The sequence below is a fragment of the Streptomyces sp. M41(2017) genome, from assembly GCF_002078175.1.
In the GTDB taxonomy this organism is placed as follows: domain Bacteria; phylum Actinomycetota; class Actinomycetes; order Streptomycetales; family Streptomycetaceae; genus Streptomyces.
On record NZ_MWFK01000001.1, the window covers coordinates 3,055,815 to 3,081,713 of the forward strand.

The 25,899-nt window shown below is 71.5% G+C and carries 25 protein-coding genes and 1 pseudogene; 12 read left to right on the plus strand and 14 right to left on the minus strand.

Going from position 1 to position 25,899, the window contains the following annotated elements:
• Positions 1 to 110 precede the first annotated feature (110 nt).
• The 5 genes from B0675_RS13495 to B0675_RS13515 all read left to right on the plus strand — a co-directional run bounded on the left by B0675_RS13495 (position 111) and on the right by B0675_RS13515 (position 5,959).
• Positions 111 to 1,802 (plus strand): ABC transporter ATP-binding protein, encoded by a 1,692-nt coding sequence (locus tag B0675_RS13495; protein WP_081219041.1) that lies wholly within the window; start codon positions 111 to 113, stop codon positions 1,800 to 1,802.
• Positions 1,802 to 2,923 carry an ABC transporter permease gene (locus B0675_RS13500; RefSeq protein WP_081219042.1) on the plus strand — a complete coding sequence of 374 codons (1,122 nt, stop codon included), beginning with the start codon at positions 1,802 to 1,804 and terminating at the stop codon, positions 2,921 to 2,923. The genes B0675_RS13495 and B0675_RS13500 overlap by 1 nt, the downstream gene beginning before the upstream one ends.
• Positions 2,920 to 4,185, plus strand: a complete 1,266-nt coding sequence (locus tag B0675_RS13505) for an ABC transporter permease (RefSeq protein WP_081219043.1) — start codon at positions 2,920 to 2,922, stop codon at positions 4,183 to 4,185. Before B0675_RS13500 ends, B0675_RS13505 begins: the two co-directional genes overlap by 4 nt.
• Positions 4,182 to 4,595 (plus strand): cytidine deaminase, encoded by a 414-nt coding sequence (locus tag B0675_RS13510; RefSeq protein WP_081219044.1) that lies wholly within the window; start codon positions 4,182 to 4,184, stop codon positions 4,593 to 4,595. Before B0675_RS13505 ends, B0675_RS13510 begins: the two co-directional genes overlap by 4 nt.
• 80 nt (positions 4,596 to 4,675) lie before the next feature.
• A complete protein-coding gene (locus B0675_RS13515) occupies positions 4,676 to 5,959 on the plus strand; it encodes a thymidine phosphorylase (protein ID WP_081221770.1) in 1,284 nt (427 codons plus the stop codon).
• A 205-nt stretch (positions 5,960 to 6,164) separates the two neighbouring features.
• Here B0675_RS13515 and B0675_RS13520 read toward each other — a convergent pair whose 3' ends face one another.
• On the minus strand, positions 6,165 to 7,085 hold the full coding sequence (locus B0675_RS13520) for an AEC family transporter (protein WP_081219045.1): 921 nt from the start codon (positions 7,083 to 7,085) through the stop codon (positions 6,165 to 6,167).
• Between the two features lie 167 nt (positions 7,086 to 7,252).
• On the opposite strand from B0675_RS13520, the pseudogene B0675_RS41945 reads away from it, so the two are divergent.
• Positions 7,253 to 7,492, plus strand: a pseudogene (locus B0675_RS41945) (STAS domain-containing protein); the annotation flags it as partial.
• Positions 7,493 to 7,531: 39 nt separating this feature from the next.
• Here the strand turns inward: B0675_RS41945 and B0675_RS13530 are convergent.
• Positions 7,532 to 8,605 carry a sigma-70 family RNA polymerase sigma factor gene (locus B0675_RS13530; RefSeq protein WP_081219047.1) on the minus strand — a complete coding sequence of 358 codons (1,074 nt, stop codon included), beginning with the start codon at positions 8,603 to 8,605 and terminating at the stop codon, positions 7,532 to 7,534.
• 209 nt (positions 8,606 to 8,814) lie between these two features.
• Complete coding sequence (locus B0675_RS13535) at positions 8,815 to 10,101, minus strand: MFS transporter (protein ID WP_081219048.1); 1,287 nt, start codon at positions 10,099 to 10,101, stop codon at positions 8,815 to 8,817.
• Positions 10,102 to 10,163: 62 nt separating this feature from the next.
• On the opposite strand from B0675_RS13535, the gene B0675_RS13540 reads away from it, so the two are divergent.
• The gene (locus B0675_RS13540; protein ID WP_081219049.1) at positions 10,164 to 11,126 is read left to right on the plus strand and encodes a LysR family transcriptional regulator; all 963 of its coding nucleotides are present in this window, start codon (positions 10,164 to 10,166) and stop codon (positions 11,124 to 11,126) included.
• A 240-nt stretch (positions 11,127 to 11,366) separates the two neighbouring features.
• Here B0675_RS13540 and B0675_RS13545 read toward each other — a convergent pair whose 3' ends face one another.
• A complete protein-coding gene (locus B0675_RS13545; RefSeq protein ID WP_081219050.1) occupies positions 11,367 to 12,128 on the minus strand; it encodes an alpha/beta hydrolase in 762 nt (253 codons plus the stop codon).
• 113 nt (positions 12,129 to 12,241) lie between these two features.
• Here B0675_RS13545 and B0675_RS13550 point away from each other — a divergent pair, with 113 nt between their 5' ends.
• Positions 12,242 to 13,396, plus strand: a complete 1,155-nt coding sequence (locus tag B0675_RS13550) for an adenosine deaminase (protein WP_081219051.1) — start codon at positions 12,242 to 12,244, stop codon at positions 13,394 to 13,396.
• A 135-nt stretch (positions 13,397 to 13,531) separates the two neighbouring features.
• Complete coding sequence (locus B0675_RS13555; protein WP_081219052.1) at positions 13,532 to 13,885, plus strand: ATP-binding protein; 354 nt, start codon at positions 13,532 to 13,534, stop codon at positions 13,883 to 13,885.
• A 145-nt stretch (positions 13,886 to 14,030) separates the two neighbouring features.
• On the opposite strand, the gene B0675_RS13560 is transcribed toward B0675_RS13555, so the two are convergent.
• From B0675_RS13560 to afsQ1, 5 genes are all read right to left on the minus strand, one after another.
• A complete protein-coding gene (locus B0675_RS13560; protein ID WP_081219053.1) occupies positions 14,031 to 14,234 on the minus strand; it encodes a PspC domain-containing protein in 204 nt (67 codons plus the stop codon).
• A gap of 112 nt (positions 14,235 to 14,346) precedes the next feature.
• Positions 14,347 to 14,898, minus strand: coding sequence for a VanZ family protein (locus B0675_RS13565; protein ID WP_081219054.1), 552 nt, complete (start codon positions 14,896 to 14,898; stop codon positions 14,347 to 14,349).
• A gap of 64 nt (positions 14,899 to 14,962) precedes the next feature.
• Positions 14,963 to 15,559, minus strand: a complete 597-nt coding sequence (locus tag B0675_RS13570) for a hypothetical protein (RefSeq protein ID WP_081221771.1) — start codon at positions 15,557 to 15,559, stop codon at positions 14,963 to 14,965.
• 65 nt (positions 15,560 to 15,624) lie between these two features.
• Positions 15,625 to 17,211, minus strand: a complete 1,587-nt coding sequence (locus B0675_RS13575; protein ID WP_081219055.1) for a HAMP domain-containing sensor histidine kinase — start codon at positions 17,209 to 17,211, stop codon at positions 15,625 to 15,627.
• The gene (gene afsQ1, locus B0675_RS13580) at positions 17,208 to 17,885 is read right to left on the minus strand and encodes a two-component system response regulator AfsQ1 (protein WP_037625670.1); all 678 of its coding nucleotides are present in this window, start codon (positions 17,883 to 17,885) and stop codon (positions 17,208 to 17,210) included. Before afsQ1 ends, B0675_RS13575 begins: the two co-directional genes overlap by 4 nt.
• A 295-nt stretch (positions 17,886 to 18,180) precedes the next feature.
• Here afsQ1 and B0675_RS13585 point away from each other — a divergent pair, with 295 nt between their 5' ends.
• Positions 18,181 to 18,960 (plus strand): SigE family RNA polymerase sigma factor, encoded by a 780-nt coding sequence (locus B0675_RS13585; protein ID WP_081219057.1) that lies wholly within the window; start codon positions 18,181 to 18,183, stop codon positions 18,958 to 18,960.
• A gap of 201 nt (positions 18,961 to 19,161) precedes the next feature.
• On the opposite strand, the gene B0675_RS13590 is transcribed toward B0675_RS13585, so the two are convergent.
• Positions 19,162 to 19,800, minus strand: a complete 639-nt coding sequence (locus B0675_RS13590) for a uridine kinase (RefSeq protein ID WP_081219058.1) — start codon at positions 19,798 to 19,800, stop codon at positions 19,162 to 19,164.
• Between the two features lie 273 nt (positions 19,801 to 20,073).
• On the opposite strand from B0675_RS13590, the gene B0675_RS13595 reads away from it, so the two are divergent.
• The gene (locus B0675_RS13595) at positions 20,074 to 20,481 is read left to right on the plus strand and encodes a hypothetical protein (protein ID WP_081219059.1); all 408 of its coding nucleotides are present in this window, start codon (positions 20,074 to 20,076) and stop codon (positions 20,479 to 20,481) included.
• A gap of 180 nt (positions 20,482 to 20,661) precedes the next feature.
• Here B0675_RS13595 and B0675_RS13600 read toward each other — a convergent pair whose 3' ends face one another.
• The 4 genes from B0675_RS13600 to B0675_RS13615 all read right to left on the minus strand — a co-directional run bounded on the left by B0675_RS13600 (position 20,662) and on the right by B0675_RS13615 (position 25,256).
• On the minus strand, positions 20,662 to 21,567 hold the full coding sequence (locus B0675_RS13600; RefSeq protein ID WP_081219060.1) for an aldehyde dehydrogenase family protein: 906 nt from the start codon (positions 21,565 to 21,567) through the stop codon (positions 20,662 to 20,664).
• On the minus strand, positions 21,568 to 23,025 hold the full coding sequence (locus B0675_RS13605) for an aldehyde dehydrogenase family protein (RefSeq protein WP_081219061.1): 1,458 nt from the start codon (positions 23,023 to 23,025) through the stop codon (positions 21,568 to 21,570).
• Between the two features lie 6 nt (positions 23,026 to 23,031).
• Entirely contained in the window at positions 23,032 to 23,982 is a 951-nt protein-coding gene (gene deoC / locus B0675_RS13610; RefSeq protein WP_081219062.1) for a deoxyribose-phosphate aldolase, read from the minus strand.
• A gap of 410 nt (positions 23,983 to 24,392) precedes the next feature.
• Positions 24,393 to 25,256, minus strand: coding sequence for a class I SAM-dependent methyltransferase (locus B0675_RS13615; protein ID WP_081219063.1), 864 nt, complete (start codon positions 25,254 to 25,256; stop codon positions 24,393 to 24,395).
• 74 nt (positions 25,257 to 25,330) lie between these two features.
• Here B0675_RS13615 and B0675_RS13620 point away from each other — a divergent pair, with 74 nt between their 5' ends.
• On the plus strand, positions 25,331 to 25,768 hold the full coding sequence (locus tag B0675_RS13620; RefSeq protein ID WP_081219064.1) for a helix-turn-helix domain-containing protein: 438 nt from the start codon (positions 25,331 to 25,333) through the stop codon (positions 25,766 to 25,768).
• Positions 25,769 to 25,899 lie beyond the last annotated feature (131 nt).

Below are 25,899 nucleotides of genomic sequence, written 5' to 3' on the forward strand. Positions count from 1 at the left end.
ATACGAGGAGTCTGGCTCTTCGTATCCCGTTCTCGCGGCGCGTGGCCCCTTTCGTTGCCGTAGGGGCGCTACGCGCGTAGACGACCCCCTTTCCCTCAGGAGAGTGCGCCATCAACGCGTCCAGCAGCCCTCCGGCCGACGCGGTCGACGGTCAGGCGACCGCCGTCGAACTCGCCGGGATCACCAAGCGGTTCCCGGGCGTCGTGGCCAACCACGACATCCACCTCAGCGTCCGCAAGGGCACCGTGCACGCCCTGGTCGGCGAGAACGGCGCCGGCAAGTCGACGCTGATGAAGATCCTCTACGGCATGCAGAAGCCGGACGAGGGCACCATCGCCGTCGACGGCGAGCAGGTCACCTTCTCCTCGCCCGCCGACGCCATCGCCCGCGGCATCGGCATGGTCCACCAGCACTTCATGCTGGCGGACAACCTCACGGTCCTGGAGAACGTCGTCCTCGGCAGCGAGAAGCTGTACGGGATCGGCGGCAAGGCCCGCCGCAAGATCGTGGAGCTCTCCGAGCGCTACGGCCTCGGCGTCCGCCCCGACGTCCTCGTCGAGGAACTCGGCGTCGCCGACCGTCAGCGGGTGGAGATCCTCAAGGTCCTCTACCGCGGCGCCCGCATCCTCATCCTGGACGAGCCGACCGCGGTCCTCGTGCCGCAGGAGGTCGACGCGCTCTTCGACAACCTCCGCGAGCTCAAGGCCGAGGGTCTGTCGGTCATCTTCATCTCGCACAAGCTGGGCGAGGTTCTCTCCGTCGCCGACGACATCACCGTCATCCGGCGCGGCACGACGGTCGGCACCGCCGTCCCGTCCGAGACGTCGCCGCGCCAGCTCGCCGAGCTGATGGTCGGCAGCGAGCTGCCCACCCCGGAGACCTCCGAGTCGACCGTCACCGACAAGGCCGTCATCCAGGTCGAGGACCTCACCGTCCTCGCCAAGGGCTCCGTGTCGCTCGGCAAGGGCTCGGCGAGCCTGCTCATGGACGAGGTGGAGCGCGGCGCCGTCCGGCTCGTCCTCGACCACGTCTCCTTCACCATCCACGCCGGTGAGGTGATGGGCATCGCCGGTGTCGAGGGCAACGGCCAGACCGAGCTCATCGACGCGCTGATCGGCCTCAAGGCCGCCGACTCCGGTGTCATCCGTTTCACCGGCGACGACGTCACCTCCTGGTCGACCCGCAAGCGCCGCGAGGGAGGCATCGGCTACATCCCCGAGGACCGCCACCGCCACGGCCTCCTCCTGGAAGCCCCGCTGTGGGAGAACCGCATCCTCGGCCACGTCACCGAGAAGCCCAACGCCAAGGGCATGTGGCTCGACATCAAGGGCGCCCAGAAGGACACCCGTCGCATCGTCGAGCAGTACGACGTGCGCACCCCCGGCATCGACGTCACCGCGGCCTCGCTGTCCGGCGGCAACCAGCAGAAGCTGATCGTCGGCCGCGAGATGAGCCACAAGCCGAAGTTCCTGATCGCCGCCCACCCCACCCGCGGTGTGGACGTCGGCGCGCAGGCGCAGATCTGGGACCAGATCCGCGCGGCACGCCGCGAGGGCCTCGCCGTCCTGCTGATCTCCGCCGACCTGGACGAGCTGATCGGCCTGTCCGACACCCTCCGGGTGATCTACAACGGCAAGCTGGTCGCCGACGCCGACCCCGCCACCATCACCCCGGAGGAGCTCGGCTCGGCCATGACCGGCGCCGCCTCCGGCCACCTGGAGAACGAGGAGCTCGCCGAAGCGGCCGAGCTCGACGAGCACACCGACACTCCGGCAGACGCCCCGGAAGACGAGGCCCGCTGATGAAGAAGTTCGACAAGGAGCGCCTGCTCCTCGCAGTGGCCGGGCCGGTCATCGCGCTCGTCGTCGCCGTGGCACTGACCTCGATCGTGCTGCTCGCCTCGGGCAAGAGCCCGTTCGAGCCGTACTCGATCATGTTCGAGCAGGCGACGTTCTCCGACATCCAGGTCCTGATCATCAACCAGGCGTCGCTGTACTACATCGCGGCGCTGGCGGTGGCCATCGGCTTCCGGATGAACCTGTTCAACATCGGTGTCGACGGCCAGTACCAGCTCGCCGCCATGATGGCCGCGATCGTCGGCGCGCACGTCGCGCTGCCGGCCGCGCTCCAGGTGCCGCTGCTGATCCTGACCGCCGTCTGCACCGGCGCCTTCTGGGCCGGCATCGCCGGTGTCCTCAAGGTGACCCGCGGGGTCAGCGAGGTCGTCGCGACGATCATGCTCAACGCGATCGCGACCTCCGTCATCGCCTACCTGTGGCTGCCCGACGTCTTCGGCGTCAAGCTCGGCAACAACAACACCACCGGCGAGATGCACAAGTCCGGCTGGGTCCCCGGGTTCGACATGGGCGAGTCGGGCGAGATCTACGGTCTCGTCATCCTCGCGGCGGTCCTCGGCATCGGCTACTGGATCGTCCTGAACCGCACCCGCTTCGGCTTCGACCTGCGCGCCTCCGGCGCCTCCGAGTCGGCCGCCGCGGCCAGCGGCGTCGACCCCAAGCGCATGGTGCTCACCGCCATGCTCGTCTCCGGCGGCATCGCCGGTCTCGCGGGCCTGCCGATCCTCCTCGGCGACACCCACACGTACAGCCTCAACTTCCCGACCGGTATCGGCTTCCTCGGCATCGGCATCGCGCTCCTCGGGCGCAACAGCCCCGTCGGCATCGCCTTCGCGGCCCTGCTGTGGGCCTGGCTCGACAAGGCCTCCCCCGAACTCGACTTCCACGGGTACGACAAGGAGATCGCGGTCATCATGCAGGGCCTGATCGTGATCGCCGTCGTCGTCTCCTACGAGTCCGTGCGCGAGTGGGGTCTGCGCCGCCAGCAGCGCCGCGTCGGCGCGGAACTCGCCGCGGGCCACGCCCTCGCCACCGACAACACCCAGAAGGAGGTGGCTGGCCGATGACCACCGCAACCGACGTCAACCAGCCCACGCAGCAGCCCGCGGCTCCCACCGGCCGCCGGATGTCGCTCCCCGTCCTCCTGCTGGTCATCGCGGGCGGCCTGGCGCTGACCTCGATCGTCCGCATCATCACGGGCGCCGACGGCATCACCAACGTCAGCCAGATGTCGACCGCCCTCCAGCTGGCCGTCCCGATCGGCCTCGCCGGTCTCGGCGGTCTGTGGGCCGAGCGCTCCGGCGTCGTGAACATCGGCCTCGAAGGCATGATGATCCTCGGCACCTGGTTCGGCGCCTGGGCCGGCTACCAGTGGGGCCCGTGGACCGGTGTCCTGGTCGGCATCATCGGCGGCTGCCTCGGCGGCCTGCTCCACGCGATCATCACGGTCACCTTCAACGTCAACCACATCGTCTCCGGTGTGGCCATCAACATCCTGGCGCTCGGTGTCACCCGCTACCTCTCCCCGCTCGCCTTCGTGGGCAAGCAGGGCGGTTCGGCCAAGCAGTCCCCGCCGGTCGACTCGCTCGGCCACTTCACCGTGCCGGGGCTCTCCGACTGGCTGACCACCCTGAACTCCAAGGGCTGGTTCTTCATCTCGGACATCGCCGGTCTGCTCGGCGGCCTGGTCACCAACGTGTCCTGGCTGACCCTGATCGCCATCGCCCTGATCCCCGGGACCTGGTGGATCCTGTGGCGCACCTCGTTCGGGCTGCGCCTGCGGTCCTGCGGCGAGAACCCGGTCGCGGCCGAGTCGCTCGGCGTGAACGTCTACAAGTACAAGTACCTCGCCGTGATCATCTCCGGCGGTCTGGCCGGCCTCGGCGGCGTCTTCCTCTCCATCGTCGCCAACCCCTTCTACCTGGAGGGCCAGACCAGCGGACGCGGCTACATCGGTCTCGCCGCGATGATCTTCGGCAACTGGATGCCCGGCGGCCTCGCCCTCGGCGCCGGCCTGTTCGGCTACACCGACAGCCTCAACCTGCGCGGCGGCTCGGCGAACGTCCACGCCCTGCTGCTGCTCGGCGCGATCCTGCTGCTCATCGGCGCGATCTGGCTGGCCGTGAAGAAGAAGTACGTCTCCGCGGTCGTCACCCTGGCCGTCGGCGTCCTCGTCTTCCTCTGGTACTCCCTGACCAACGAGGTGCCGAACCAGATCGTCTCCGCCACGCCGTACGTCATCACCCTGCTCGTCCTCTCCCTCTCGGCCCAGCGCCTGCGCATGCCGAAGGCGGACGGCCTGCCGTACCGCAAGGGGCAGGGCAAGTGACCACCGCCGGCGCGGACCCCGCGCTCGTCGACTGGGAACAGCTGCGGGAGGTGGCCCGCGCGGCGATGAACCGCGCGTACGCCCCCTACTCGGGCTACCCGGTCGGCGCCGCCGCCCGCGTCGACGACGGCCGCACCGTCTCCGGCTGCAACGTCGAGAACGCCTCCTACGGCCTCTCGCTGTGCGCCGAGTGCGGTCTGGTCTCCGAGCTGCGCAACACCGGCGGCGGCCGGCTGACGCACTTCACGTGTGTCGACGGGCGGGGCGAGGTCCTCGTCCCGTGCGGCCGCTGCCGCCAGCTGCTGTTCGAGTTCGGCGGGCCCGACCTCGTACTGGAGACGCCTGCCGGACTCCTGCCCCTCTCCGAGATGCTGCCGCAGGCCTTCGGCCCCGCCCATCTCCGCCAGTAACGCCGTGCGGCCCCTCCCTGCGCGACCGACCGTCGCGGGGGAGGGGCCGCTCATCTTCCGGAAGGAAAGCCATGTCCGCCATGTCCATGGACGCCGTCTCCGTCATCCGCACCAAGCGCGACCGTGCCGAACTCAGTGATACGCAGATCGACTGGGTCATCGACGCGTACACCCGCGGCGAGGTCGCCGACTATCAGATGGCCGCCCTCAACATGGCGATCCTGCTCAACGGCATGAACCGCCGTGAGATCGCCCGCTGGACCGCCGCGATGATCGCGTCGGGCGAGCGCATGGACTTCTCGTCCCTGTCCCGCCCGACCGCCGACAAGCACTCCACGGGCGGCGTCGGCGACAAGATCACCCTCCCGCTGGCCCCGCTCGTCGCAGCGTGCGGCGCGGCCGTGCCGCAGCTGTCCGGGCGCGGCCTCGGCCACACCGGCGGCACCCTGGACAAGCTGGAGGCGATCCCGGGCTGGCGCGCCCTGCTCTCCAACGAGGAGATGCTGCACGTCCTCGACACCACCGGCGCGGTCATCTGCGCCGCCGGTGACGGGCTCGCCCCGGCCGACAAGAAGCTCTACGCGCTGCGCGACGTCACCGGCACCGTCGAGGCGATCCCGCTGATCGCGTCCTCGATCATGTGCAAGAAGATCGCCGAGGGCACCGGCTCGCTGGTCCTCGACGTGAAGGTCGGCTCCGGCGCCTTCATGAAGACCATCGAGGACGCCCGCGAACTCGCCTCCACGATGGTCGGCCTCGGTACCGACCACGGCGTGAAGACGGTCGCGCTGCTCACCGACATGTCCACGCCGCTCGGTCTCACCGCCGGCAACGCGCTGGAGGTCCGCGAGTCGGTCGAGGTCCTCGCCGGCGGCGGCCCCGCCGACGTCGTCGAACTCACCATCGCCCTGGCGCGCGAGATGCTCGACGCGGCGGGCGTGAAGGACGCCGACCCGGCGAAGGCGCTCGCCGACGGCTCCGCGATGGACGTGTGGCGCCGCATGATCGCCGCGCAGGGCGGTGACCCGGACGCCGCGCTGCCCGTCGCCCGCGAGCAGCACGTCGTGACGGCCCCGGCCTCCGGAGTCCTGACCCGCCTCGACGCGTACGACATCGGCATCGCCGCCTGGCGCCTCGGTGCCGGACGCGCCCGCAAGGAGGACCCGGTGCAGGCCGGTGCCGGCGTCGAGCTGCACGCCAAGCCGGGCGACACGGTGACCGCGGGCCAGCCCCTCTTCACCCTCCACACGGACACCCCGGACCGCTTCGACTACGCGCTCCAGGCGACCGAGGGCTCGTACGACATCGCGGCGGCGGGCACGGACTTCAAGGCGTCCCCCGTGGTGCTGGAACGAATCGCCTGACCTGCGGTTTCCCCTTTCGGGCGAACGGGACCGGTGGACCTCCACCGGTCCCGTTCGGCATCCGAGCCCGCCGCAAACGCCGCCGCAGGCATCCCGCTGCGCTTCCTGAGCCCGGCGAACCCGTCAAGCTCCCCACGCCGTTCGGCCTCGTCATCGAGACCAGCGACTTCCCCGCGAACTGTGCGGACCGCGCGGGCACCCCGCCTCACCCCAGCACCGCCGCCACCACCACGAGCACCGGTACCGCCGCGATCGTCGAGAGCAGGACCGACTCGCGGGCCAGGGTCTCGCCGACCCGGTAGCGGGAGGCGTACGTGAAGAGGTTCTGGGCGGCGGGGAGGGCCGAGGTGACCACGACGTCCAGCAGCGGGGCGCCGTGCAGGCCGAACACGGTGACGGCCAGGGCCCAGGCGGCCAGCGGCTGGCCCACCGCCTTCAGCGCCACCGACAGCAGCACCGGGGCCCGGTCGGCGCCACGGCCCGGCAGGCTGCTGCCGCACAGCGAGATGCCGAACGCCAGCAGCACGGCCGGCACCGACATCCCGCCGATGAGCTGCAACGGATCGAGGACCGGCCCCGGCACCTTCAGGCCCGTCGCCGACACCACGACACCGCTCAGCGAGCCCACCGCGATGGGGTTGCGCAGCGGGGCGATCAGCCGCCGCCACACCGGCCCCTTGTCGCCCTGTGCGGACAGGTCGAGCACGGTCAGGGCGATCGGCGTCACCATGATCTGCTGGAACAGCAGCACGGGCGCCACCAGCGAGGCGTCGCCCAGCACGTACACCGCGATCGGGATGCCCAGGTTCCCGGAGTTGACGTAGCTGGAGCAGAGCGCGCCGATCGTCGTCCGGCCCAGGCCCCAGCGCCGTACGGCCCCCGCCGCCACGAACACCCCGGCCGCCACGGCCGTACTCATCGCCGTCACCAGCAGCCGGGTGGAGAAGACCACCGACAGGTCGGCCCCCGCGAGCGTCGTGAACAGCAGCGCGGGCGAGGCCACATGGAAAGCGAGCTTCGTCAGCACCTCCCGCCCGTTGTCCCCGAGACAGCCGCGCCGCCCGATCACGTACCCGACGCCGATGACCACGGCGATCACGGCGAAGCCCGTCAACACCCCCTGCACGGCGCCTCCTTCGTGTGGAGGAGGCCGTCGGGTATCGCGGGGGGCGCCGGTTCGTGGGACATACACCCAACCCAACGGGGAAGGCTGGGCGCAGGTCAATGTGATCTGTGCGGGGCGCACCGCAGCACGCTCGCCGCAGGCTGCCGGGACGTGCCGCCGCGCCCGCGATGAGTTCCGAGCCCCCGGACGGTCTACTGACTGTGGATTCCGCGACACCCGCCGTACTCGTGCTGCCAGGACTCGTCACCCGCGACGAGGTGCCCCGGCTCTGCGCCGACGTCCGCGCCCGCCTGGAAGCGACCGGAGGAGGCGTCGTGGTCTGCGATGTCGCGGGCCTCGGACCGCCCGGACTCGCCGCCGTCGACGCGCTGGCCCGGCTGGAGCTCACGGCCCGGCGGGCCGGGGGCCGGATACGGCTGAAGGACCCCGACCCCGCGCTGCGTGCCCTACTCGACCTCGTCGGCCTCCGCTTCGACACCGCCGCCGGTGCCGCCCCGGACCCCGGAGGCCGTGAGTGCCGCGACCTCCTCGGGACCGTCCAGGTGCGGCGGGAGCCCGAACAACGGGAACCAGCGCGCGGTGTCGAGGAAGCAGTGGAACCCGGTGATGCGGCCCTTTGAGATCTCCAGCGCCTGGACCGCCCAGGGCACGTAGCCCCCGGCTTCCTCGTCCGGCTTGTAGTGCGCGAAGCCCGGCAGGCCGTTCACCTCGACCGGGATCAGCCGCGAGTTCGCGCAGGCGGCACCCATCGTCGTCATGAAGCCGGTGATGTCCGACGTGCCGCGCAGCCACAGGTCGAACGGCGGCATCGTCATGATCGCGTCCTCGTGGAGGAGCGCCGTCAACGCGGTCATGTCATAGCCCTCGAACGCCGCCACATAGCGCTCCAGGAGCTTCTGCTGCTCCTCGTCCAGCGGGTCCGAGGTGGCGGCGTCCGCGCCCTCCCCCTCGCTCTCGGCGAGGGTGGCGCGGGCTCGCTGGAGCGCGCTGTTGACCGACGCGACCGTCGTGCCGAGCAGCTCGGCGACCTCGCTCGCCCGCCACGCGAGGACCTCGCGCAGGATGAGCACCGCGCGCTGCTTGGGCGGGAGCTGCTGGAGGGCCGCCATGAAGGCGAGGCGCACGGACTCCTTGGCGACCGCGGCCTCCGCCGGGTCACCGGTCGTGGGCAGCACACGGGCGTCGGGCATCGGCTCCAGCCAGGTGTTGTCCGCGCGGGGGGTGAGGGCCGCCTGGGCGAGCGGTGAGGGGCCGGTGAGGTCCATCGGGCGCGCCCTGCGGTTGCCCGCGTTGAGCATGTCCAGGCAGACGTTCGTCGCGATGCGGTACAGCCAGGACCGCATAGAGGAGCGGCCCTCGAACTTGTCGTAGCTGCGCCAGGCGCGGACCATCGTGTCCTGCACCGCGTCCTCGGCCTCGAAGGAGGAGCCGAGCATCCGGTAGCAGTACCCGGTCAGCTCGACCCGGTGCTTCTCCAGCCGGACGTCCAGGTCTGCCGTCGTCGCCGTGCCCTCGCTCATAGCCAACCCACCCCTGTGGCCTGTTCTCCGTCCCGCGCGTCATTGCGCCGGCACTTCGGAAGCTACCGCAGCCCACTGACAATGGCGTGCGGAGCGGGGAAACCCGCAGGTCGAAGGGGTGGTGCGGGAGGCCGATTCCGCGCCTGCGCGGGCGCGGAATCGGCGCGCGGCGGGCTCTCAGCGGGCGAGAGCCCGCGCGCGGCACCCTCTCAGTGGGCGAGCGCGGGCGTCCTGCGGGCCGCGGCGCGTGCCGCGTGCGAGCCGGCCAGGGTGATCGAGACGACGCCGAGCACCGCGAGGAGCCCCATGACCACCGTGCCCGCCCAGCCGCCGGCGTGGAAGGCGACCGCGCCGAGCGTGCTGCCCGCGCTGGAGCCGATGTAGTACGCGGACTGGTAGAGGGCCGAGGCCTGTGCCCGGCCGTGCTGCGCGGTGTGGCTCACCGACGAGGACGCGACCGCGTGGCCGGCGAAGAAGCCCGCCGTGATCAGTACGAGGCCGAGCAGGACCAGGACCAGCGAGTCCCCGAGGGAGAGCAGCAGCCCAGCCGTCGTGGTCCCGCCCGCCAGGTACAGGGAGCCGCGGCGGCCGACCCGGCCGACCAGCCGGCCCGCCGTCGACGCGGACACCGTGCCGACCAGGTACACCAGGAAGATCGAACCGACGATGCCCTGGGGGAGCGAGAAGGGTGCCTCCGTCAGGCGGTAGCCGATGACCGTGTAGACCCCGCCGAACACCATCATGAACAGCGCGCCGATCGCGTACAGCCGGCGCAGCAGCGGGTTCGCGAGGTGGTCGCGCACCGTGCGGGCCAGCACCCGGGGCCGCAGCGAGCCCTGCGCGAAGTGCCGGGGTGCGGGCAGCAGCATCCGGAAGGCGACCGCGCAGGCCACGGCGATCAGCCCGATCACACCGACGGCCACCCGCCAGCCCCACTCCTGGGCGACCCAGCCGGTGATCACCCGGCCGCTCATCCCGCCGACGCTGTTGCCCGCGACGAACAGGCCGATCGCGGTGATCAGCGCCTTGGGCCGGACCTCCTCCGCCAGATACGCGGTCGCCGAGGCCGGGAGGCCCGCGAGGGCCGCGCCCTGCACCGCCCGCAGAGCCACCAGCGCGCCGATCGACGGCGCGAAGGGCACGAGGAGACCGACGGACACCGCAACCGCCAGGGAGGCCGTCATCAACGTACGGCGTCCGAAGCGCTCCGACAGGGCGCTCATCGGGAGGACGAACAGGGCCAGTCCGCCGGTCGCCGCCGACACCGTCCAGCTCGCCTCGCTCGCGCTCACCGCGAAGTCCGCGGAGACGAGCGGGAGGAGGGCCTGCGTGGAGTAGAGGAGCGCGAAGGTCGCGACACCCGCAAGGAAGAGCGCGAAGCTCATCCGGCGGTAGCCGGGCCCGCCCGGGGCCATACGGGAATCGGTGGTGTCGGTGTCGGGGGCTGACGAGGTGGCGGCCACCGTGGTGGACGCCCCGGTACTGGCGGAAGGCATGCCTCGAACGTAGGGACCCGTCGTTCATCCGTCCAATGCATGGAATCGCCATAATCGTTCCCATGGCGCATCAGCAGAGGTCAGAGGCTCACCTGTCACCGTTCAGTGACACAGAAGACATCGGGAACATGGCCGCCGTGCTCGCTCCGCGGCTCGCCCACTTCGCGGGTGTCGCGCGCACCGAGCACGTCACCCGCGCCGCGCAGGAGATGCAGGTCCCCCAGTCCACGCTCTCCCGGTCGCTGGTCCGGCTCGAACAGGACCTGGGCGTCGACCTGTTCGCCCGCCGCGGCCGGACCCTGTCGCTGACCCCCGCGGGCCGCACGTTCCTGTCCTCGGTGGAGCGCGCCCTCGCGGAGATCGAGCGCGCCGCCGACGAGGTCCGCGCCGACGCCGACCCGGCCACCGGCAAGGTCGCCTTCGGCTTCCTGCACACCATGGGCTCCGAGACCGTGCCCGGTCTGATCCGGGCCTTCCGCGCCGACCATCCGCGGGTGCGCTTCAGTCTCGTGCAGAACTACGGGGAGGCCATGCTGGAGCGGCTGCGCTCCGGCGAACTGGACCTGTGCCTCACCTCGCCGGTGCCGGACGCGCCGGACCTGGTGGGCCGCCGTCTCGACGAGCAGAAGCTGCGGCTCGTCGTGCCGGCCGATCATCCGCTGGCCGGCCGCAGGCGCGTGCGCCTGGCCGAGGCGGCCGACGAGAGCTTCGTGACCCTGGAACCCGGCTACGGGATGCGCCGGATCACCGACGACCTCTGCCAGGAGGCCGGGTTCCGGCCGCGCATCGCCTTCGAGGGAGAGGAGGCGGAGACCCTCCGCGGCCTCGTCGCGGCCGGCCTCGGTGTCGCCCTGCTGCCGCCACCGGCCGTCGCCCGCCCGGGAGTTGTCGAACTGACGGTCACCGCGCCGCGGGCCGTCCGCGAGATCGGTGTCGCCTGGCTCGACGGGCACCCGGACACCCCGCCGGTGGCCGCCTTCAAGAAGTTCCTGCTGTCCCGCAGGGGCCGCCTGCTGCCCGACTGACCCACCGCGCGCCGCGTGACCCGCCCTGGGGCGGGTCCGCGAAGTCTCGCCGGCCCGGGGACGCCTGGCACGCACGCTCGCCGCACCGGCCCCGGACCCGAGTACGTCCAGTGGGCAGGCCTGCGCCCTGCACACCGAGAGCACGCTTCCCCGAGCTCTCGGCTGCGTTCGAGCAGGGGAGGCGCCAATGACGCCGCCGGGCCCGTGCTTCGGCGGACGACGTGACGTCGCGGACACCCCCTAGCGGCGCAGCGACTGTCCGAAGCCCGCCGCGAGCGGCATCCGCAGGCCCAGCGGCGGCGGGGCGGCGAACGCGTCCTCGACGGGCCGGGAGAAGGAGTGGCCGAACAGCGACCCCAGCACGAAGTCCTCGGCCAGGGAGAGGACTTCGTGCCGGTGCTGGTGCAGCGCGTGTCCGTCGGAGTGGACCTCGAAGCGGCAGATGTCGCGGTTGGCCTTCTTCGCGCGTGCCGCGAGCCGGAAGGACAACTCCGGGTCGGTGCGCTCGTCGTTGGTGCCGTGCACGATCAGCACCCGTCGCCCGGCCAGCTGTTTCACCGGTTCGGGTGGCGCCGCGACGTCCTCCTCCGGCAGCCAGGGTGCCAGCGCCAGCACGGAGTTGACGGCGGTGTGGCCGCCGGCGCGCAGAGCGGCCCGGGCGCCCATGTCGATGCCGGCCAGGCACACGGGGACGTCCCCGTAACGGCGTACGACCTCGTCCGCGGCCCAGGACGCGTCGCCCGCGAGATGGGCCTCGCCGCCGTTCCAGCCGCGGACCCGGTAGTGCACCACGTGCGTGACCAGGCCTTCCGTCCGCCCCGCGCGGGACAGCCTGCGGCCCAGCGCGCGAACGGAGGCGGCCGCCATCATGGGAGAGGGTCTGCGGTCCGAGGTCTGCTCGCCGCCCGGCAGCAGCAGAACAACCCCGCTGACCGCCGTCGGCTCCGGGCCGAGCGCCCTCCCCAACCGGGCCATCCGAACCGGCGTCGCTTGCTGTGCCATGACAGAACAGTGTCAGAAGCATCGGTGTACGCCACCCGTCCGCACGGTCACCGTTACGTATCGACGGATCTGTGCACCAGGAGTTCTACGCGCGTAGGGGCTAGAGTGCGAAAATGACGAGCCAGATCCGGAACACCCCGAGCTCGGAACAGATCCGCCGGGCGCCCAAGGTCCTGCTGCACGATCATCTCGACGGGGGCCTGCGCCCCGGGACGATCGTCGAACTCGCCCGGGAGTCGGGCTACTCGAACCTCCCCGAGACCGATGCCGACAAGCTCGGCCTCTGGTTCCGCGAGGCCGCCGACTCCGGTTCGCTGGAGCGGTACCTGGAGACCTTCGCCCACACCTGCGCCGTCATGCAGACCCGCGAGGCACTGGTCCGGGTGGCCCGCGAGTGCGCCGAGGACCTCGCCGAGGACGGTGTCGTGTACGCCGAGGTGCGGTATGCGCCCGAACAGCACCTGGAGGGCGGGCTCAGCCTCGAAGAGGTCGTCGAGGCGGTCAACGAGGGTTTCCGGGAGGGGGAGCGGCTGGCCCGGGAGAACGGCCACCGCATCCGGGTCGGCGCGCTGCTCACCGCGATGCGGCACGCGGCCCGCGCCCTGGAGATCGCCGAACTCGCCAACCGCTACCGCGATCTGGGCGTCGTCGGCTTCGACATCGCGGGCGCCGAAGCCGGGTTCCCGCCCACCCGGCACCTGGACGCCTTCGAGTACCTCAAGCGCGAGAACAACCACTTCACGATCCACGCCGGCGAGGCGTTCGGACTGCCGTCCATCTGGCAGGCCCTCCAGTGGTGCGGCGCCGACCGGCTCGGCCACGGCGTCCGCATCATCGACGACATCACGGTGCGCGAGGACGGTTCGGTCGAGCTCGGGCGGCTCGCCTCCTACGTCCGGGACAAGCGCATCCCGCTGGAGCTGTGCCCGAGCTCCAACCTCCAGACCGGCGCCGCCGACTCGTACGCCGAGCACCCGATCGGGCTGCTGCGGCGGCTGCATTTCCGCGCCACGGTCAATACGGACAACAGGCTGATGTCCGGGACGAGTATGAGCCGGGAATTCGAGCACCTTGTCGAAGTGTTCGGTTATTCGCTCGACGACATGCAGTGGTTCTCGGTCAATGCTATGAAGTCAGCATTCATTCCTTTCGATGAACGACTTGCCATGATCAATGACGTGATCAAGCCCGGATATGCAGAACTCAAGTCCGAATGGCTGTTCCAGCAGACCGCCTCGACCAGCGGTTCTGTCGGGGATCAGGCCTGATCGGAGCGGGTGGAAAGCGGCCGGGTCTTCACTTCTTCTCCATGACTCGGCCGCTTTTCGATGTTTGCGGACGGCGGGTTCGCGTGTTTACGGTTCTGGACCGCTCACATCCCCGTCTTCAAGGACGCATTCAATATGAAGCAGTCTGCAGCCAAGACCCTCGGTGTCGCCGCTCTCGGTGCCGCGTTCGCCGCCGCCGGCGCGGGTGCCGCGAACGCCGCCCCGGCCGTGCCGGACGCCTCCTCGGCGCTGGACACCGTCACCCGGACGCTCCCCGCCGAGAACGTCGCCAAGGCGCTCCCCGGTGCCGGTGAGGCGCTCGCCCAGGGTCAGAACGCGCTCGGCACGGGCGTCGCCGCCGCGCAGCCCGCCGCCGCGCGACTGCTCGCCGACGGCCCCGCCGCGCCGGTGGCCGGACTGCTCGGTGGCCTGCCGGTGCAGGGCCTGCCCACGCACGGCCTGCCGGTGAACGGGATCCCGCTGGGCTGATCCCCCCCCGGCAGATCCGGCCCCCTTCCCCGCCGACCCGGGGTCTTTCTGCTGTGCGAACGCCGGTGGGGCGCACCCGAGACGGGTGCGCCCCACCGGCGTTCGCCGTGCGAGGGGCCGGGTGCCGCCCGGGTCACCGGGCCGTTCACCAGGCGGTGCGGGAGGCCTTGTCCTCGGAGGGGAAGAGGATCCACAGCGCGATGTAGAGCAGGAACTGCGGGCCGGGGAGCAGGCAGGACACCACGAAGATGACGCGCATCGTGGTCGCGGAGGTGCCGAAGCGCCGTGCCAGCGCAGCACAGACTCCGCCGATCATGCGGCCGTTCGTGGGGCGGGCAAGGGCGGTCATGGTGGCTCCTTCGCGAACCGTCGTGGAGTCCCGGCGAGCCGGTCTCCGTCGTCATCGGCGCGTTCACCGATGTCTTCGACAGTACGAGGACGAAGGGGGGCGAAGCGTCGCTCTACGGAGCGATGCCGACCCTGGGAATCGTCGGGGTCAGACCCTGAGCGGGGTCCTCCCGGAGAACGGTCGCCCGGTGCCGCGTCTCCGCCCGGCGACGGATCCCGGCGCGCACGGCGGGTACGACCGCGAGGTGCGCGAGGGCCACCCCGAGAGTGTTCAGCAGGATCGAGTCGATGTCGACGACCTGGCCGGGAACCCCGGTCTGGAGCAGCTCTATGCCCAGCGACAGCAGGGTGCCCGCGGCGACCGTCCGCAGCAGCGAACCGAGCGTGGAGACCGCGAGCCTGCCACTCGCCAGCGGCAGCAGCACCCCCAGCGGGGCGAGCAGTCCGAGCCCCGCGGCGATCCGGCGGGCCGCCGCCTCCGGGTCCAGTGCCAGGTCGGCTCTGATGCCGGCGAACGGCCGCAGATTGGCGGCACTCACCCAGGGGACGTCCAGCGGGCGCAGGGTGATCCAGGCGACGAGGGCGAGGTGTGCGACGAGGAGGACACCTCCTGCCACACGGACGCGGGTGACGGCACGGTCGCCGTCCGAACCAAGACGCTGCACGTCCCCCAAGACGCCGGGTCCGGCACGATCGGTTCCGGGGCCGGGATTTTCACCCCGGCCCCGCTCACGAACCCTCGACCGCCGTCGCTCCCGGGGACTCGGTGCCCGGCGAGGAACGCACCTCGGGCGTGCAGGTGTACGTGCGCAGCGGGTCGGGCGCCGGACCGCCGAGGACGACGGTGCCGTCGTCCCGCGCCGCGGCCGAGTCGGAGAACGTGCAGACGATCTGTGCGAGGGCCGTCGGCGTGAGGTCCGCGGGGGAGGTGCTCAGCCGCAGTGTGTCCTCGGGGTCCCGGCCGTGCGGCCCGCCGACCGTCATCCCGCCCCGCACGTCCGTCGAGTACCGAGCCTGCTGTTCCGGCGTCGACGGAGTCTCGGCGAGTTCGTCGAGCAGGCCCTGGGCCACCAGGACGCGGCGCGCCGCCTCCGCCGTGCCGTCGGGGATGCGCACCGACCGGTCGACGGTGACCAGCTGCGCCGAGCAGATCAGGAACACCTGGACGGGCACACCGCCCGAGGACGGGGTGGCCGTGTCCTGGCCGGACAGCGCGCAGGGAACACGGGAGGGAGCGGGTCCGAAGTCGGTGGGGACCTGCGTGGAGCGGATTCCGCACCCCGTGAGCAGCGCGGCCAGCAGCGGCAGCGCCAGCCAGGGCCGCATCCGCCCCGGCAGGGGCCGCCGGGCCGGGTGCGGGGCTTCGTCGTGGGCGTGGGCGCGTGCGGGGGTCATCCGGCGGTGCCTTCCGTGCCGTTTCCGTGCGCGGGGTCCTCGGACTGCTCGCCCGGGTCGTCGTCGAGAAGCTGCGACGCGTCGTGCGGCAGCCGCAGCGTGAACACCGCCCCGCCCTCGGGAGAGTTCGCCGCGGTGATCTCACCGCCGTGGATGTGCGCGTTCTCCAGCGCGATGGACAGGCCGAGACCGCTGCCCTCCGAACGCGGCCGGGACGCGCTGGCCTTGTAGAACCGGTCGAAGACATGCGGCAGGACGTCCTCGGGGATGCCGGGGCCGTGGTCCCGTACCGCGATGACCAGCTGCTCGCCCTCCACCCGTACCGCCACGCGGACCGGCGAGCCGCCGTGCTTGAGCGCGTTGCCGATCAGGTTCGCGAGGATCACGTCGAGGCGGCGCGGGTCGACCCGGGCCATGATGCCGCGCTCGGCGTCCAGTTCGACGGCGTCCAGCCAGGCGCGGGCGTCGATGCACGCGGTGATCTGGTCGGCGATGTCCACATGGTCCAGGACGAGCCGGGCGGTGCCCGCGTCGAAGCGGGTCACCTCCATGAGGTTCTCCACGAGGTCGCCGAGGCGCCGGGTCTCGCTGACGACCAGCCGGACGGCCGGCTCGATCATCGGGTCCACGCTGCCGGTCTCCGCGTCCAGTTCCTCTTCGAGGATCTCCGTGACGGCGGTGATCGCGGTGAGCGGGGTCCGCAGTTCGTGGGACATGTCGGCGACGAAGCGCCGGGACGCCTCGTCCCGCGCGCTCATGTCCGCCACGCGTTTCTCCAGCGCCTCCGCCGTATGGTTGAACGTCCTCGACAGATCGGCGAGTTCGTCCGTGCCGGAGACCCGCAGCCGGGTGTCCAGCTTGCCCTCGCCGAGCCGGCGGGCCGCGATGCCCAGCCGGTGCACCGGCTTGAGGACCGTGGTCGCGGCGGCCTGGGCGAGCAGCGCCGAGCCGATCAGCGCCAGCCCCGTCGCGATCCCCAGCGACCAGGCCAGCGAATTGAGGTCCTTCGCCTCCGGCTCCAGCGACTTGAGCATGTAACCGGTCGTGGTGCCGCCGATCACCCGCGCGCCGCCCACCAGGTACGGCTTGTCGTGGTCCGTGATCCGCTGCCAGTACAGGTGGTAGGCGGACTTGTTGTTCGAGGAGAGCGACTGCTTCTTGTCCACCGCCTTCTGGAGGGAAGCGGGCACGTCCTCCAGGGTGAAGGTGTCCAGCTCGGAGTTGCCGACGACCGTCTTCCCCGTCTCGTCCTCGGCGACCAGCAGCACGCTGAACCGCTGACTGCTGTTCGCCATCTGCCCGGCCGTGCGCTGCAGTTCGTCCTGGCCGGGGTGCACCGGCAGCATGCTCGCGTGGTTGCGCATCTCCTGCTGGAAGTCGCGCAGCACGGCGTCCTGCGTACGCGTCAGGACGGCCTCGCGGTTCAGCCAGTACGCGATGCCGGACGCCGAGACCGCGGCGGTGAGCGCCACCAGCCCGAACACCACGACCAGGCGCAGCCGCAGACTGGTGAAGCGCAGGCCGGACAGGAGCGCCTTGCGCGCCGCGGCCCAGCCGCGGAGCTTGCCGTGCGGTTTCGTCACTGAGGATTGTCCAGCCGGTAGCCGACGCCCCGCACGGTACGGATCAGGGTGGGCGACGAGGGCACGTCCTCCACCTTGGCGCGCAGCCGCTGCACACAGGCGTCGACCAGCCGTGAGTCGCCCAGGTAGTCGTGCTCCCACACCAGCCGCAGCAACTGCTGGCGGGACAGCGCCTGTCCGGGCCTGCGGCTCAACTCCAGGAGCAACCGCAGCTCGGTGGGCGTCAGTTGCAGGTCCTCACCGTTCTTCGTGACCGTCATGGCGGCGCGGTCGATGACCAGCGAGCCGAACGACGCCGAGTCGTTCGCCTCCCGCTCGCCACGGCGCAGCACGGCACGGATCCGGGCGTCGAGCACCCGTCCCTGCACCGGCTTGACCACGTAGTCGTCGGCACCGGACTCCAGCCCGACCACGACGTCGATGTCGTCGCTGCGCGCGGTCAGCAGGATGATCGGCAGCTGGTCGGTGCGCCGGATGCGACGGCACACCTCGAAGCCGTCGATGCCGGGCAGCATCACGTCCAGCACGATCAGGTCCGGCCGCTGCTCGCGCAACAGCTTCAGACCGTCCTCTCCGGTGGCAGCGGTGGCCACACGGTGTCCCTGGCGCGTCAAAGAGAGCTCCAGGGCCGTACGGATGGCGTCGTCGTCCTCGATCAGCAACAGGGAAGGCACGGACGTCATTCTGGCCCATGTCATGGCCGGGTATCGACCGTTGGAGCGCTCCCACTCCTCTCCTCCCCGATACCTGCCCCGCGCCGGACGGGCCGACGGCACCACGGATCCGTCTGCGTAGTCGTACCGCTCTTCTCTGTGACCGGCCTGTGCCGTGCCTGCGCGGGACCCCTGTGACAGGTCTGTGACAGTCGGCGGACACGGCCATGAAGTGGCCCGGGCAAGCTTTTCGTCACAAGGCAGGACGCACCACAGAACGACCGAAGCACCGGTACTCCACGACGGGGGGCGCGAGATGAACACACTGCACAGCACGATTACTGGCGCGGTTGTCACGCGGCTCCACGACGTCAACCGGGCTGCGGAGAAGTCCGGCGCCGTGATCGGGCGGGGGTGCGATCGCGGCGCCGGGCGTCAGCACACCGTGCACATGAAGGTGGTTGACGCCCGCACGGGGGAGAACACCACGGCGGCCACCGTCGTGGGCACGACCGGGGGGAAGGCTCACGGGGGAGCCGCGTACGGGGAGGTCTCGGGGGAGCGTCACTCGCTGTCGGAAGCGGAGTTCACCGCTTACGTCCAGGAGCGCCGCGCCTCCCTGTACGCAACCGCCTACCACCTGACCGGTGACCGCTTCGAGGCCGAGGACCTGCTGCAGAGCGCGCTGTTCTCGACGTACCGCGCCTGGGACCGGATCACCGACAAGGCCGCGGTCGGGGGCTACCTCCGCCGCACCATGACGAACCTGCACATCAGCGCGTGGCGCCGCCGCAAGCTGAACGAGTACCCGACCGAGGAACTGCCGGAGACGCCCGGCGACACGGACGCGATGCGCGGCACCGAACTGCGCGCCGTCCTGTGGCAGGCGCTCGCCCGGCTGCCCGAACTCCAGCGCACGATGCTGGTCCTCCGTTACTACGAGGGCCGCACCGACCCGGAGATCGCGGAGATCCTCGACATCAGTGTCGGTACGGTGAAGTCCAGCATCTGGCGCTCGCTGCGCCGGATGCGCGAGGACGAGGTCCTCAGCTTCGGCCGTGACGAGGAGGAGTCCTTCGGGGAGCTTGTCGCCTGAAGGTACGGGGGGAGCGGTAACAGACCGGGGGGCGTCGGTTCCGGGGGGAGCCGACGACGGTCGTGGGGGGATCCAACGGGGTCACGGGGGACCACGGGGGAGACGAAGAAGGTCCAGGCGGACGGGGGTCCGCCTGGACCTCTTTCGTTGGTCGTCGTCCTGCGTTCCTCGTCGCCCGCGCGGAGGGGCTCGGGGACAGCCCTAGGCCGCCGTGCGGTGCGAGGGCGTCCGGTGTCCGGCCGCCGCGGCGGTCAGCCGGCCCAGTGCCTCGGCCTTGTCGCAGGGGTGCGCGCCCAGCGCCGCCTGGCGGGCCACGATGGAACGCTCCGTACGCATCAGCCGCCAGCCGCGGCGCAGCAGGAACGGCACCGACTTGCGGCCCTCCCTGAGGTCCCGCACGAAGCGGCGCCGGAACGTGGTCACCGCGCCCCGCGACAGGCACAGCGCGTCGGCGAGGACGCCGAGTTCACGGCAGCGCTCGACGATCTCGGCGGCGAAGATGCCCTCCGCGATGAACACCGGGGTGCGTTCCATGCGCAGCGTCTCGGCGCCGGTCCGGGCACTCAGCGCGATGTCGTACACGGGGATGTCCGTACGTCCCGTGCGGCACAGTTCCTCGATGGCGGCGACCGCGGTGTCGGCGTCCCAGGACAGCGGGTGGTCCCAGTCGATGTCCTCGCTGCCCTCGACCTGGGGCAGCGTGGGGTCCGTGGCTTCCTTGTAGAAGTCGTCGAGACGCAGCACGGGGAGCCCGGAGTCGGCTGCGAGAAGGGACTTCCCGGAGCCGGAGGGACCGCAGAGCAGCACCACGCGGGTGGGTATCGGGGGGTGGGAGCCCAATTCACTGCACCTTCTGTGACAGGTCCGGCGGCGCCGCGCGACGGCGCGGCTCCCGGACATTATCCCCGGCTTCGGCGCCGCGGCCGACGGGTACCGGGCTTCCTTCACCGACTGGCGGTGATATGCCTGTTGACCCGCAGGGGCTAATCCGGCGCCCGTACCGCCCGTGACGGGAGCCCCGTCAACTACTCTGCGTGTCGATCCCGTTGCCCTCCGCCAGAGAACTCCAGTCAGAGAACTCCCGCTCTCCGCTAGTCAAAGAGGAAAACCCTGATGGTGCGACACGCAGCCCAGCCGACCTCCCTGGCCCGTACGACCGCGCGGATCGCCGCGGCGGTCGGTGTGGTGGCCGCCGGTGCCGCCGCGGCCTCCCCGGCCGTCGCGGACTCGGCCCCCGTCGTGGACGTCATGCGCACCCGGCCCACCTCGCTCGGCAGCATCGACCCGCAGGCCGGACTCCAGGCGCTGACCGGAACCGTGGGCTATGTCACGGGCCCGGTCGAGGGGTTGAAGCCCAACCCGCTGGCCGGCACGGGCGTCGACCCGCTCGACAACGGCGTGGGCACCCAGCTCGCCGACTTCAAGCCGCTGTCCTCGAAGGCCCTGACGGGACCGCTGGCGCAGGCCCCGTCGGTCGGCAGCATCCCGGTGCTCGGCCAGGTGACCGGCCTGCTGCACTGACCCGAGGCGGCCCCGGGCGGCGTCCCGGCGGCCCCGCGGACAGGAGAGAGCCGCGCTCCCCCCGGACGGAGGGGGAGCGCGGCTCTCCGTTGCCCGGAGCCCCAGGGACACGGATCGGGGCCCCGGCGGCGCGGACGTCGCTTCATGACGTCACCGCGTGGCCGTGCGGACGGCCACGGATCAGTACGAGGAACCCGAGACGCCCAGGGCGCCCGTCGGGTGCCAGACCGTCTTCGTCTCCAGGAACGCCGTCAGGCGCTCGGTGCCGGGAGTGCGCGCGTAATCCACAGCCTGTGGACGGACGACGCGCTTCAGGTTGTCCGCGGCGGCGATCTCCAGCTCCTCGGCCAGCTCCTCGTCCGCTCCGGCCAGGTCGATCGCGTTGACGTCCTGGTGCGCCGCCAGCGGGGCCGCGATCTCCGCGGTCCTGCCCGACAGGATGTTCACGACACCGCCGGGTACGTCGGAGGTGGCCAGCACCTCACCCAGCGACAGCGCCGGGAGCGGGGACTTCTCGCTCGCGATCACGATCACCGTGTTGCCGGTGGCGATCACCGGGGCGATCACCGAGACCAGGCCGAGGAACGACGACTCCTGCGGTGCCAGCACCGTGACGACGCCGGTCGGCTCCGGGGACGACAGGTTGAAGAACGGGCCCGCCACCGGGTTCGCGCCGCCCACGACCTGGGCGATCTTGTCCGTCCAGCCCGCGTACCAGACCCACCGGTCGATCGCCGCGTCGACGACGGCCGCCGCCTTCGACTTCGACAGGCCCTCGGCCTCCGCCACCTCACGGGCGAACTGCTCCCGGCGGCCCTCCAGCATCTCCGCGACGCGGTAGAGGACCTGGCCGCGGTTGTACGCCGTGGCGCCGGACCAGCCGCCGAACGCCTTGCGCGCGGCGACGACCGCGTCCCGGGCGTCCTTGCGCGAGGACTGCGGAGCGTTGGCCAGCCACGTGCCCTTCGAGTCGGTCACCTCGTACACCCGGCCGCTCTCGGAACGCGGGAACTTGCCCCCCACGTACAGCTTGTAGGTCTTGAACACGCTCAGACGCCGCTGCTCGGACTTCTCGACTGCGCTCATTTATCGCTCGCCCTCCTGGCTCGACGGGGCGAGGTACGCCTCCAGGCCGTGCCGGCCGCCCTCGCGGCCGTAGCCCGACTCCTTGTATCCGCCGAACGGCGAGGTGGGGTCGAACTTGTTGAACGTGTTGGACCAGATCACGCCCGCGCGCAGCTTGCTCGCGACGGCGAGGATGCGGGAGCCCTTCTCGGTCCAGATGCCCGCCGACAGGCCGTACTGCGTGTTGTTGGCCTTGGCGACCGCCTCGTCCGGGGTGCGGAACGTGAGGACGGACAGCACCGGGCCGAAGATCTCGTCGCGGGCCACGGTGTGCGCCTGGGTGACGTTCGTGAAGAGCGTCGGGGCGAACCAGTAGCCGGACGAGGGGAGTTCACAGGCCGGGGACCAGCGGTCGGCGCCCTCGGCCTCACCCTGCTCGACGAGCGAGGTGATCCGCGCGAGCTGCTCCGCGGAGTTGATCGCGCCGATGTCGGTGTTCTTGTCCAGCGGGTCGCCGAGGCGCAGGGTCGACAGGCGGCGCTTGAGCGAGTCGAGCAGTTCGTCGTGGATCGACTCCTGGACCAGCAGCCGCGAACCCGCGCAGCAGACCTGGCCCTGGTTGAAGAAGATGCCGGTGACGATGCCCTCGACGGCCTGGTCGATGGGCGCGTCGTCGAAGACGATGTTCGCGCCCTTGCCGCCCAGTTCGAGCGTGACCTTCTTGTGCGAGCCCGCGACCTGCCGGGCGATCGCCTTGCCGACAGCGGTGGAACCGGTGAACGCCACCTTGTCCACGTCCGGGTGCGCGACCAGGGCCGCGCCCGCGTCGCCGTACCCGGGAAGGATGTTGACGACGCCCCTGGGCAGGCCCGCCTGGCGGCAGATGTCCGCGAAGAACAGCGCCGAGAGCGGCGTGGTCTCGGCGGGCTTCAGCACCACCGTGTTGCCGGCCGCCAGCGCCGGGGCGATCTTCCACGCCAGCATCAGCAGCGGGAAGTTCCACGGGATGACCTGGCCGGCGACGCCCAGCGGGCGCGGGTTCGCGCCGAGACCGGCGTGGTCGAGCTTGTCGGCCCAGCCCGCGTAGTAGAAGAAGTGCGCGGCGACCAGGGGGAGGTCCGCGTCGCGGGTCTCCTTGATCGGCTTGCCGTTGTCCAGCGTCTCCAGGACGGCCAGCTCGCGGCTGCGCTCCTGGATGATCCGGGCGATGCGGAACAGGTACTTGGCGCGCTCGGAGCCCGGCAGCGCCGACCACTTCACGAACGCCTTGCGGGCGGCCTTCACCGCGCGGTCCACGTCCGCCTCGCCGGCCTGGGCGATCTCGGAGAGGACCTCCTCGGAGGAGGGGGAGACGGTCTTGAACACCTTGCCGTCGGCGGCCTCGGTGAACTCACCGTCGATGAACAGGCCGTAGGACGGGGCGATGTCGACGACGGAGCGGGACTCGGGCGCCGGGGCGTATTCGAATGCGGAAGCCATGATGGATCAGTCCACCGTCACGTAGTCGGGGCCGGAGTAGCGGCCGGTGGCCAGCTTCTGACGCTGCATCAGCAGGTCGTTCAGGAGGGAGGACGCGCCGAAGCGGAACCAGTGGTTGTCCAGCCAGTCCTCGCCCGCCGTCTCGTTCACCAGGACGAGGAACTTGACCGCGTCCTTGGTGGTGCGGATGCCGCCGGCCGGCTTCACGCCGACCTGCACCCCGGTCTGGGCGCGGAAGTCGCGGACGGCCTCCAGCATGAGCAGCGTGTTCGCGGGCGTCGCGTTCACCGCGACCTTGCCGGTGGACGTCTTGATGAAGTCGGCCCCGGCCAGCATGCCGAGCCAGCTCGCGCGGCGGATGTTGTCGTACGTCGACAGCTCGCCGGTCTCGAAGATGACCTTCAGGCGGGCGGCGCCCGAGGCCTCCTTCACGGCGACGATCTCGTCGTACACCTTCATGTAGTGGCCCGCGAGGAACGCCCCGCGGTCGATGACCATGTCGATCTCGTCGGCGCCCGCGGCGACCGCGTCACGCACGTCGGCCAGCTTCACGTCGAGGGCGGCACGGCCGGCCGGGAACGCGGTGGCGACGGAGGCGACCAGCACGCCGGAGCCGGCGACGGCCTCCTTCGCGACGGCCACCATGTCGGGGTAGACACAGACCGCGGCGGTGGTGGGCGCGGTGCGGTCCGTCGGGTCCGGGAGCACCGCCTTGGCGCCGAGCGCCCGGACCTTGCCCGGGGTGTCCGCGCCTTCCAGCGTCGTCAGGTCGACCATCGAGATGGCGAGGTCGATCGCGTACGCCTTCGCGGTGGTCTTGATGGAACGGGTGCCGAGCGAGGCGGCGCGCGCCTCCAGGCCGACCGCGTCTACGCCGGGCAGCCCGTGGAGGAAGCGGCGCAGCGTGCTGTCGGACGCGGTCACGTCGGCGAGGGCAGCGGGTGCAGAGGTGGGCATGGTCACCAGACGAGCATATCTACGCGCGTAGCTGCTGTACAGCCCCGAGGACGGGATCGGGAGGGACGGTCGCCCGGGGCGGCCGGACGCGTCGTCGAAGCCGGTGGGGCCGATGGGGCCGATGGGGGAAAGGCCATTGCCGGGCGCGTGGGGGCGGCCGTCATCGAAGCCGGTGGGGCCTTGTCGGGAAGCGGTTGTGGGGGCGCGGCCGTGGCGTGCGGCGCGGCGGGGTGTGTGTTTCCTCTCGGGGGCCGCTGCCGGGCCGGCCCGTGCGGCAGGCCCGTGCCGCCCCCGGTGCTCGGGGAATCCCGTTCCCTGAGCACCGGGGGTCGGGAAACCCCGTTCCGTGGGCGGCGCCCCGGATGCGGCGGGCGCCGGCAAGAGGGCGGCCCCGGGCTCCGAGGGGTGGGTCAGATCGCGGGCGGTACGGCCGGGGCCTTCGCGTCGATCTGCCAGCAGGCGGCCGTGAAGCGGATCTCGTCGGCGTGGACGAACGGCGCGAAGGCCGGGCGGACCGTCTCGACGACCCGCTCGCGCGTCGCCTCGTCCACCGCGCGCAGGGCCGTGCCGACCGGACCGAACCGGGTGAACCACCACACGAGCTTCTCGGCGGGGAGTACGCAGGTCGCGTCGACGGGCCGGATGTCGATGTCCTCCCAGCCGCCCTCCTCCAGCAGCCGGCGGACCCGGTCCGCGTCCGCGAAGGCGAACTGACCCGGGGCGTCGGGCTGCCGTTCCGGGAGGTCGGGCAGGAGCGGAGCCGCGGCCCGTTCGGCCGTCGTCATGAACGGGTTCTCCGCCAGGTCGCGCCAGGCGATGAACCGCAGTCCCGCCCCGGCCCGAGCGGCCCGGCGCAGGTTCGCGAAGGCCCGTACCGAGTCCTCGAAGAACATCACCCCGAAGCGTGAGACGACCGCGTCGAAGGCCCCGGCCTCGAAGGCGTGGTCCTGCGCGTCGGCGCGGACGAACGAGACCGGTACGTCCTCCCGCTCGGCACGCGCCCCGGCCGCCTCCAGCATCGGCCCGGAGATGTCCACGCCCACGCAGGCCCCCGCGGGCCCCAGCCGCCGCGCGAGGGCCACCGTCGTGCCGCCCGTGCCGCACCCGACGTCGAGCACCCTGCCCCCGCGTCCCTCCGGGACCGCCTCGACGAGCAGGTCCTGCAGCGGCCGGTACAACGCGTCCACCACGTCCTGGGCCTCGACCCAGGCGTTGCCCGACGGGCCGTTCCAGCGCGCCGCCTGCTCGTCGTCCGGCTTGCCCTTGGCTTCCATGACCGCCTCCTGTGGTTGCCCTCACGGCAGGGAGATGACACCGTCTTACTTCAAGTCGACTTGAGGTCAAGAGGATGCCGGACCTGGACATCGCCGAAGTGGCGCGCCGCGCCGCCGTGCCCGCCTCCACCCTGCGCTACTACGAGGAGAAGGGGCTGATCTCCTCCACGGGCCGGCGCGGCCTGCGGCGGCAGTTCGACCCGGGTGTGCTGGAGCGGCTGGCGCTGATCGCGCTCGGCCGGTCCGCCGGATTCTCGCTCGACGAGATCGGCCGGATGTTCGCCCCTGACGGGCAGCCGCGCATCGACCGCCGGATGCTCGCCGACAAGGCCGACGAACTGGACCGGACGATCCGCGAACTCGGCGTCCTCAGCGACTCCCTGCGACACGCCGCCGTCTGCCCGGCCCCGAGCCATCTGGAGTGCCCCACGTTCCGGCGCATCCTGCGCAGCGCCGCCACCGGCGTGGCCCCCGCGCGGGCGGTGCCCCGGAGGAAGGCGCCGGGCGCCTGACGGCGCACCGCCGCCGTCGCGGGCCGTCACGCGCACCTCGCGGCCGTGACGTCGGACACCCCGAGGCCGTCCTCGGACCCTGACGCGTCCGGCCCTCCGGTCACGGCCGGGACGCCCGCGCGCCGAGGCGG

Bases quoted from the DNA above. Each gene is read 5' to 3' on its own strand.
- B0675_RS13595 (WP_081219059.1), top strand. From the start codon at position 20,074: ATGGTGCGACACGCAGCCCAGCCGACCTCCCTGGCCCGTACGACCGCG.
- B0675_RS13500 (WP_081219042.1), top strand. From the start codon at position 1,802: ATGAAGAAGTTCGACAAGGAGCGCCTGCTCCTCGCAGTGGCCGGGCCG.
- B0675_RS13545 (WP_081219050.1), bottom strand. From the start codon at position 12,128: ATGGCACAGCAAGCGACGCCGGTTCGGATGGCCCGGTTGGGGAGGGCG.
- B0675_RS13585 (WP_081219057.1), top strand. From the start codon at position 18,181: ATGAACACACTGCACAGCACGATTACTGGCGCGGTTGTCACGCGGCTC.
- deoC (WP_081219062.1), bottom strand. From the start codon at position 23,982: ATGCCCACCTCTGCACCCGCTGCCCTCGCCGACGTGACCGCGTCCGAC.
- B0675_RS13515 (WP_081221770.1), top strand. From the start codon at position 4,676: ATGTCCATGGACGCCGTCTCCGTCATCCGCACCAAGCGCGACCGTGCC.
- B0675_RS13560 (WP_081219053.1), bottom strand. From the start codon at position 14,234: ATGACCGCCCTTGCCCGCCCCACGAACGGCCGCATGATCGGCGGAGTC.
- B0675_RS13620 (WP_081219064.1), top strand. From the start codon at position 25,331: ATGCCGGACCTGGACATCGCCGAAGTGGCGCGCCGCGCCGCCGTGCCC.
- B0675_RS13600 (WP_081219060.1), bottom strand. From the start codon at position 21,567: ATGAGCGCAGTCGAGAAGTCCGAGCAGCGGCGTCTGAGCGTGTTCAAG.
- B0675_RS13550 (WP_081219051.1), top strand. From the start codon at position 12,242: ATGACGAGCCAGATCCGGAACACCCCGAGCTCGGAACAGATCCGCCGG.
- B0675_RS13555 (WP_081219052.1), top strand. From the start codon at position 13,532: ATGAAGCAGTCTGCAGCCAAGACCCTCGGTGTCGCCGCTCTCGGTGCC.
- B0675_RS13570 (WP_081221771.1), bottom strand. From the start codon at position 15,559: ATGCGGCCCTGGCTGGCGCTGCCGCTGCTGGCCGCGCTGCTCACGGGG.
- B0675_RS13505 (WP_081219043.1), top strand. From the start codon at position 2,920: ATGACCACCGCAACCGACGTCAACCAGCCCACGCAGCAGCCCGCGGCT.
- B0675_RS13540 (WP_081219049.1), top strand. From the start codon at position 10,164: ATGGCGCATCAGCAGAGGTCAGAGGCTCACCTGTCACCGTTCAGTGAC.
- B0675_RS13615 (WP_081219063.1), bottom strand. From the start codon at position 25,256: ATGGAAGCCAAGGGCAAGCCGGACGACGAGCAGGCGGCGCGCTGGAAC.
- B0675_RS13535 (WP_081219048.1), bottom strand. From the start codon at position 10,101: ATGCCTTCCGCCAGTACCGGGGCGTCCACCACGGTGGCCGCCACCTCG.
- B0675_RS13605 (WP_081219061.1), bottom strand. From the start codon at position 23,025: ATGGCTTCCGCATTCGAATACGCCCCGGCGCCCGAGTCCCGCTCCGTC.
- B0675_RS13530 (WP_081219047.1), bottom strand. From the start codon at position 8,605: ATGAGCGAGGGCACGGCGACGACGGCAGACCTGGACGTCCGGCTGGAG.